This is a genomic window from Kutzneria sp. 744 (assembly GCF_000568255.1).
GTDB lineage: Bacteria > Actinomycetota > Actinomycetes > Mycobacteriales > Pseudonocardiaceae > Kutzneria.
Map to the genome: position 1 here is coordinate 615,767 of NZ_KK037166.1, position 6,885 is coordinate 622,651.

The window sequence follows — 6,885 nt, forward strand, 5'->3', positions numbered from 1 at the left end:
CCCGCTTCGGCGACGACCTGGAGGGCTTTCTCGTGCAACCCATGGCCACCGCCGGCCGGGAGTTCCTGGTCGGCGTGGTCGGCGACGCCGCGTTCGGGCCGCTGGTCGTGTTCGGTCTCGGCGGCACCGACACCGACGTCATCGACAAGCGCGTCAGCTGCCTGGTGCCGGTGACCGACATCGACAGCCACGACCTGCTGCGCGGCCTGCCCGCCCCGCAGGCCCTGGCCGGCGTCGACGTGGACGCCGTGGCCGCCGCCGTCATGCGGGTCGGCCGCCTGGCCGAGCTGGTGCCCGAGGTCGCCGAGATGGACATCAACCCGCTCATCGCGTACGAGACCGGCTGCGTCGCCGCCGACGCCCGAATCCTGCTCCGCCCGGTCGAGCAGAGGGATGCCACGCTTCGCGCACTCAGGGTCTGAGGTGGGCGCCTGGTCGCGCTCCACCCGACCAGATCCATCCCGCCACGGGTCGCAGGCGCCCGCGGACGTCGATCGAGCACCGATGAGGTTTCCGCATCGCGCCCGTCTGTACGTGTGAGGTCGACTCACGGGAGGCTGGCACGATGCGGAAATTGATCTTCGGCATGAACGTGACCCTGGACGGCTACATCGCCGCGCCCGGCGACGACATCGGCTGGAGCGGGCCGCCGAGCGACGAGCTGTTCCAGTGGTGGCTCGACCACGAGCGGGCCAGCGACCTGTCGCTGTACGGACGCAAGCTGTGGGAGGCGATGAGCTCCTACTGGCCGACCGGCGACCAGCAGCCCGACGCCACGCCGGCGCAGATCGCGTTCGCGCGGAACTGGCGGGACACGCCGAAAGTGGTGTTCTCCTCGACGATCGACAAGGTCGACTGGAACACCCGCCTGGTCACCGGCGACGCGGTCGCCGAGATCACCCGGCTCAGGGCCGAGGACAGCGGCCCGATGACCATCGGCGGCTCGACGCTCGCCGGGGCGGCCATGCGGGCCGGGCTGATCGACGAGTACGCGGTCGTCACCCACCCGGTTCTGGTGGGCGCCGGCACGCCGTTCTTCACCGCGCTGGACAGTTGGACGAACCTGAACCTGGTGGAGACGCGGACGTTTCCCGGCGGTGTGGTCCTGGCCCGATACGAGACGAGGCGATGAGCGCAGGCCGGCGGCTCGGCTCCGGTCGGCGTTGCCGACGGGCGTGAAGACGCCATGTCGGCAACGCCGGCCCCTTGTGGTCACAGCGTCGGAGGCAGGCCCAGCCATGGTTTGTCGGTGGCGTCGAATCCGGTGAGCTCGGCGATCTTCCCGTCGGCGATGTGCAGGACCGCGATGTTCAACAGACGGTACGCCGGGTGGTCGGGGGTGCGCAGGTACAGCGCGGCGGCCGGCATGCGATTGACCGTCGTGGTGATACAGCGCCAGTCGTCGTAGCCGGGTTGGAAGAGCCCACCAGAGACCCAGCCGTCCACCGAGTCCTTGGCCCCCACGATCACGGTGCCCGGATCGGGCAGCATCGCGAAGCGGAGGTCGTCGCGCAGCAGGGACATCAGCCCGCCGAGGTCGTTGCGCTCGTGGGCGTCGATGTAGGACTTCACCACGCCGCGCTCATCGGCCGACAGCTCGTGTGTGGCGGGGCTGCGCCAGTCCAGCCGGTGCTCGGGCAGTTGCTCGCGCATCGTCACGCGCGCCCGCTGCAGCGCGCTGGTCACCGATGCGACGGTCAGCTCAAGGGCATCGGCGGCCTTCGACGCCGGCCAGCCGACCACGTCGCGCAGGATGAGCACCGCCCGCTGCCGCGGCGGCAGGTGCTGGACGGCGACGATGAACGCCAGCTCGATGGTCTCCCGCGCCACCGCCGTTTCCTGCGGGTCCTCGGGGAGCATCCGGTCGGGGTAGGGCTGTAGGTACGGCAATTCGGAGCCAGGGTCGCACAGCCCGGACGGCACGGGTGTCCGGTCGTTGCGCTTGTCCAGGAAGTCGAGGCAGGCGTTCGTCGCAATCCGGTACAGCCAGGTCCGCAGCGTGGCGTCGCCCTTGAACGACTCCCGCTTGTGCCACGCTCGCAGGAACGTCTCCTGCGTCATGTCCTGGGCGTCATCGTAGTTCGCGAGCATCCGGTAGCAGTGCACCTGCAGCTCACGCCGGTGGCGCTCCGTGATGAGTGCGAACCGCGCCGTGTCACCCGAGCGGGCCGCCGCGATGAACGTGGCCTCATCGGCGCCCAGCGGTCTGGCATCGGTCATGGTCGTCAATCCTTCCACCGGTGCGAGGGTTACCAGAACTGACGACACGGCGGAGGATTTCTCATCGGTGACGCCGACGAGCTCGCCAGCCTCGTCCGTGGCGGCCGGTGGCCACTCAACCCGGCAGAACCTCGCTGATCCGGCGGCCGCTGATCGAGCCGATGGCGATCCGGATCAGGCGGTCACGACCGCCCACCCAGGTCTGCGGCGCCGTCTGTTCGGCCTCCGCGAGCTCGGCGGGATGGTCGACCACGCCGGAGCGGCCGACCACGACCACGCTCCAGCCCTTGCCGGTGTCGGGGTCGATGTCGTCCACCTCGAACGCCACGACGGCGTTGCGGGTGGCGGCGACGAGCTTGCTGCCGGCGCCGGTCCGGATGAGCAGGGATCCGTCCCACACCGAGAAGTTCACCGGCAGCACCGCCGGCATGGCCTGATCGGTGAACACGATCCGACCGAGCGGCACGGTCCGCAACAGCACCAGGCACTCGGCGCGAGTGAGGATCTCCAGGCCCGCAGCATCGAACATGTCGTTGCCCCTCTGTGGACATGACTGTGTGACCAGAGCACAGGCCCTGGTCACACAGGTGGTTCTCGGTCGGTGGTCAGCGCAGCCACGGGTTGGCCCGCACGACGGCGAGCTTCTCCCACTGCCGGCCCAGGCCCCACGTCCGGCCGGCGCCGAACAACGCGGCGACGATCAGCACCAGGGCGAAGATGATGTGGTAGTCGATGAGCGGGTTGGTCGAGCCACTCGGCTTGCCTGCGGCGGTCAGGGTGGCCAGCGGCCACTCGGCGGCCCACATCATGACCAGCAGGACGGTGCCCGCGACGGCGGACAGGCGCATCGCCACGCCGAGCGTGACGGCGGCGCCGATGCCGAGCAGGGCCAGCATGAACAGCCAGTCGGCCCACGGGGCGCCGGCCCAGGCGTGGAACATGGACTGGAACGGGCCGACCTCGACGTTGCCCAGGAAGCCCTTGGTCGGCGAGCCGCCGCTCAGCCAGGACTTGGCGGCCGGCGTCGCATAGCCGAACCCGAACAGCTTGTCCACGAAGGCCCACACGAAGATCAGGCCGGTCGCGATGCGCAGCACCGCGAACCACTGGTCGGCGCCGGCCGGCCGGTCACCCACGCCGGGCGACGGACTGGCGGCAGGACGCTCCTTGACGGACATGGTTCTCCTCCTCAGTTCAGTGTTTCCTCGGTCTGCCTTGCCATCTCCAGGTCCTCGCGGGCCGGCGTCACGGTCGGCGCGACGCCGAGGAACTCCAGTCCCGCGGCCAGCTCGTCGAGCAGGCCGGGCTGGTGCTCCGCGACACCGCCGGTGAGGACCAGCGCGTCCAGTCGTGGCAAGGAAGTTCGTGCGGCCGCGATCTCCCGACGCAGCCGGTGCAGGTAGACCCGGACGGCCAGGTCCGCGTCGGGGCAACCCTGCGCGCGGGCGGCGAGCACCTCGCGGAGGTCACCGTTGGTGCCGGACATGCCGGCCAGTCCACAGTGGTGGTTCAGGGCGACGTCCAGTGTCTCCAACGGAACTTCCCGCGCCAGGTACAGCAGCAGGCCGGGATCGAGCGCGCCGGGCCGGGTCGCCATCGCGACCCCGTCCAGCGGTGTGAAGCCCATCGACGTGTCGACGCTGCGGCCGCCGTCGATCGCTGTCACGGAGACGCCGGAGCCGAGGTGGCAGCAGATCATCGCCACGTCCTCGAGGTGCCGCCCCAGCGTCTCCGCCGTCGTGCGCAGCGCGTTGGCGCACGACAGACCGTGGAAGCCGTACCGCCGCACGCCGAACTTCCGGGTCCACTCCATCGGGATCGGATAGGTCGACGCCGCCGGCGGCAGGCCGGTGTGGAAGCTGGTGTCGAAGCAGGCGACCAGCGGAGTGTCCGGCCACCAGGTCCGCAACGCCCGTCCGAGCAGCAGGGATCGCGGCTGGTGGATCGGGGCCAGCGGGGCGAGGGCCTGCAGGCCCACCTCCTCGGCCTCGGTCAGCACCACCGGACCCGGCCGGTCACCGCCGTGCACGAACCGCAGCGCGATGGCGTCCACCGGACCCACGGCCTCCATCGCCGCCGGATCGGGCAGGCCGTCCCAGTTCTGGACGGACCACTCGCCGATCGACGCACCGCCGTCCACAACGGACACCTTCAGGCTGGACGATCCCGGGTTGACGGTCAGGATCCTGCTCATGGCGTCCACCTCCACTCGCGGATCTCCGGCAGGTCCTCACCGGTGCGCCGGATGTGGTCGTGGTGCACGGCGAGCCGGTCCAGCAGCTGCTGCCGCACGTGCCCGAGCCGACCGGCGACGCGAGGAACCCGCTCCAGCGCGGCCAGCGCGAGGTGGTAGCGGTCGAGCTCGTTCAGCACGCACATGTCGAACGGGGTCGTGGTGGTGCCGTTCTCGTGGAAGCCGTGGACGTGCATGTCGTCGTGTCCGGGCCGGCGATAGGTCAACCGGTGGATCAGCCACGGGTAGCCGTGGTAGGCGAAGATCACCGGCGCGCCGGTGAAGATCTCCCGGTACGCCTTGTCGTCGATGCCGTGCGGATGCTGTTCGGGCGAGGCCAGCCGGGCCAGGTCGACCACGTTCACGACGCGGATCCGCAGATCCGGCACGAACTCCCGCAACACCTCGACCGCGGCCAGCGTCTCCTGCGTCGGCACGTCGCCGGCGCACGCCATCACCACGTCGGTGTCGCCGTCGAGATCGGTGCTGGCCCACTCCCACACACCCAGCCCCTGCTCGCAGTGCGCGGCCGCCTGCTCGGCGGTCAGGTACTGCAACGCCGGCTGCTTGCCGGAGACGATCACGTTGATCAGGCCGTGGCTGCGCATGCAGTGGTCGGCGACGGCGAGCAGGGTGTTGGCGTCCGGCGGCAGGTAGACCCGGACGACCTCGGGCCGCTTGTTCAGCACGTGGTCGACGAAGCCGGGATCCTGGTGCGAGGAACCGTTGTGGTCCTGCCGCCACACGTGCGAGGTCAGCAGGTAGTTCAGGCTCGGAATCGGCCGCCGCCAAGGAATCTGCGCCGCGGTGTGCAGCCACTTCGCGTGCTGCGCGACCATCGAGTCCACCACGTGCGCGAACGCCTCGTAGCTGGACAGCAGGCCGTGCCGGCCGGTCAGCAGGTAACCCTCCAGCCAGCCCTGGCACAGGTGCTCGGACAGCACCTCCAGCACCCGGCCCTCCGGGTCGAGGTGGTCGTCGCCCGCCTCCGTCGCCAGCTGCCAACGACGTCCGGTCACCTCGAAGACGGCGTCCAGCCGATTGGACGCGTGCTCGTCCGGGGCGAACAGCAACAGGTTGTCGGGATTCAGCTCGACGGCGTCGCGCAGGTACTTGCCCAGCTGGCGGGTCGACTCACCGGTCACGGCGCCGGGCGACGGCACCTCCACCGCATGGCTAGTCGGATCCGGAAGTCGGAGGTCACGCTGGACCTGGCCGTGCGCAAGGGGTTTGGCGCTGATCCGGTTCGTCCCGAGTGGACGGTGATCGCGCACCATCGGCACCGGGGAGCCGTCCTGCTCGAACAACTCCTCCGGCCGGTAGGACTGCATCCACTGCTCAAGGCACGCGAGGTGGTGCGCGTCCTCGCGAACGGCGGCGAACGGCACCTGGTGCGAGCGCCAGCTGCCCTCCACCTGCTTGCCGTCGATCTCGTGCGGCCCGGTCCAGCCCTTGGGCGTGCGCAGCACGATCATCGGCCACTGCCGGTCGCGGCGGCCGTACCCGCTGCGGGCGGAGTTCTGGATCTCCCGGATGTCGTTGACGCACGTGTCCAACGCGTCGGCGTAGCTCTCGTGCACCTCGGCCGGGTCGCTGCCCGCGACCTCGATCGGCCGCCAGCCGTGCCCGATCAGCAGCGAGTTCAGCTCGTGCCGCGGCATCCGGGACAGCAGCGTCGGGTTGGCGATCTTGTAGCCGTTGAGGTGCAGGATCGGCAGCACCGCGCCGTCCCGTTTCGGTGACAGGAAAGACGTCGCGTGCCAACTGGTGGCCAGCGGGCCGGTCTCGGCCTCGCCGTCGCCGATCACGCAGGCCGCGATCAGGCCGGGGTTGTCCAGCGCCGCGCCGGTGGCGTGAGCCAGCGAGTAACCGAGCTCGCCACCCTCGTGGATGGAACCGGGCAGGTGCGCCGAGGCATGGCTGGGCACGCCGCCGGGGAAGGAGAACTGCCGGAACAGCCGGCGCATGCCCTCCTCGTCCTGCGCGATCTCCGGGTAGCACTCGGAATACGTGCCCTCCAGCCAGGCCGCCGCGTTCAGGCCGGCCGCGCCGTGGCCGGGGCCGGTCACCAGCATCAGGTCCAGCCCGTGCAGCATGATCATGCGCGAGAGGTGGGCGTAGGTCAGGGTCAGACCGGGCACGGTCCCCCAGTGCCCGAGCAGGCGCGGCTTGACGTGCCTGGGCTGCAACGGTACCCGCAGCAGCGGGTTGTCGAGCAGGTAGATCTGGCCGACGGACAGGTAGTTGGCCGCGCGCCACCAGGCGTCCAGGCGCTGTGCCCATCGTGTCGTCGGCTGCTGCTCGATCGAGCCTGCGGTGATCATCGATGCTCCCGTGGTCGCTGCTCTCGATTCAGCAACCACAGTCGCGGATCGGCCCCGTCGCGGGCCGCGGGCGGCGGACCCGAACCTGCGGGGTCTTTCGGCCCCGTC

The 6,885-nt window shown here is 70.3% G+C and carries 7 protein-coding genes; 2 read left to right on the forward strand and 5 right to left on the reverse strand.

Annotation, left to right across the window (positions count from 1 at the left end):
* Together KUTG_RS02790 and KUTG_RS02795 are read left to right on the forward strand one after the other, a co-directional pair.
* Positions 1-422: acetate--CoA ligase family protein (locus KUTG_RS02790; RefSeq protein ID WP_043714677.1), on the forward strand; the 422-nt coding region annotated here is incomplete at its 5' end.
* A 143-nt stretch (positions 423-565) separates the two neighbouring features.
* Positions 566-1,132 carry a dihydrofolate reductase family protein gene (locus KUTG_RS02795; RefSeq protein WP_043714679.1) on the forward strand — a complete coding sequence of 189 codons (567 nt, stop codon included), beginning with the start codon at positions 566-568 and terminating at the stop codon, positions 1,130-1,132.
* 80 nt (positions 1,133-1,212) lie between these two features.
* Here the strand turns inward: KUTG_RS02795 and KUTG_RS02800 are convergent, their stop codons facing one another.
* The 5 genes from KUTG_RS02800 to KUTG_RS02820 form a co-directional block, all read right to left on the reverse strand.
* A complete protein-coding gene (locus KUTG_RS02800; RefSeq protein WP_043714681.1) occupies positions 1,213-2,220 on the reverse strand; it encodes an RNA polymerase subunit sigma-70 in 1,008 nt (335 codons plus the stop codon).
* 115 nt (positions 2,221-2,335) lie between these two features.
* The gene (locus KUTG_RS02805; protein WP_043714683.1) at positions 2,336-2,749 is read right to left on the reverse strand and encodes a pyridoxamine 5'-phosphate oxidase family protein; all 414 of its coding nucleotides are present in this window, start codon (positions 2,747-2,749) and stop codon (positions 2,336-2,338) included.
* 76 nt (positions 2,750-2,825) lie between these two features.
* Positions 2,826-3,398, reverse strand: coding sequence for a DoxX family membrane protein (locus KUTG_RS02810; RefSeq protein ID WP_043714685.1), 573 nt, complete (start codon positions 3,396-3,398; stop codon positions 2,826-2,828).
* Positions 3,399-3,409: 11 nt separating this feature from the next.
* Positions 3,410-4,414 carry an acetate/propionate family kinase gene (locus KUTG_RS02815; RefSeq protein ID WP_043728060.1) on the reverse strand — a complete coding sequence of 335 codons (1,005 nt, stop codon included), beginning with the start codon at positions 4,412-4,414 and terminating at the stop codon, positions 3,410-3,412.
* On the reverse strand, positions 4,411-6,777 hold the full coding sequence (locus tag KUTG_RS02820) for a phosphoketolase family protein (RefSeq protein WP_043714686.1): 2,367 nt from the start codon (positions 6,775-6,777) through the stop codon (positions 4,411-4,413). The genes KUTG_RS02815 and KUTG_RS02820 overlap by 4 nt, the downstream gene beginning before the upstream one ends.
* Between the last annotated feature and the right edge of the window lie 108 nt (positions 6,778-6,885).

Excerpts from the sequence above, each read along its gene's own strand:
- KUTG_RS02795 (WP_043714679.1), top strand. The coding sequence starts at position 566 with ATGCGGAAATTGATCTTCGGCATGAACGTGACCCTGGACGGCTACATC.
- KUTG_RS02800 (WP_043714681.1), bottom strand. The coding sequence starts at position 2,220 with ATGACCGATGCCAGACCGCTGGGCGCCGATGAGGCCACGTTCATCGCG.
- KUTG_RS02805 (WP_043714683.1), bottom strand. The coding sequence starts at position 2,749 with ATGTTCGATGCTGCGGGCCTGGAGATCCTCACTCGCGCCGAGTGCCTG.
- KUTG_RS02810 (WP_043714685.1), bottom strand. The coding sequence starts at position 3,398 with ATGTCCGTCAAGGAGCGTCCTGCCGCCAGTCCGTCGCCCGGCGTGGGT.
- KUTG_RS02815 (WP_043728060.1), bottom strand. The coding sequence starts at position 4,414 with ATGAGCAGGATCCTGACCGTCAACCCGGGATCGTCCAGCCTGAAGGTG.
- KUTG_RS02820 (WP_043714686.1), bottom strand. The coding sequence starts at position 6,777 with ATGATCACCGCAGGCTCGATCGAGCAGCAGCCGACGACACGATGGGCA.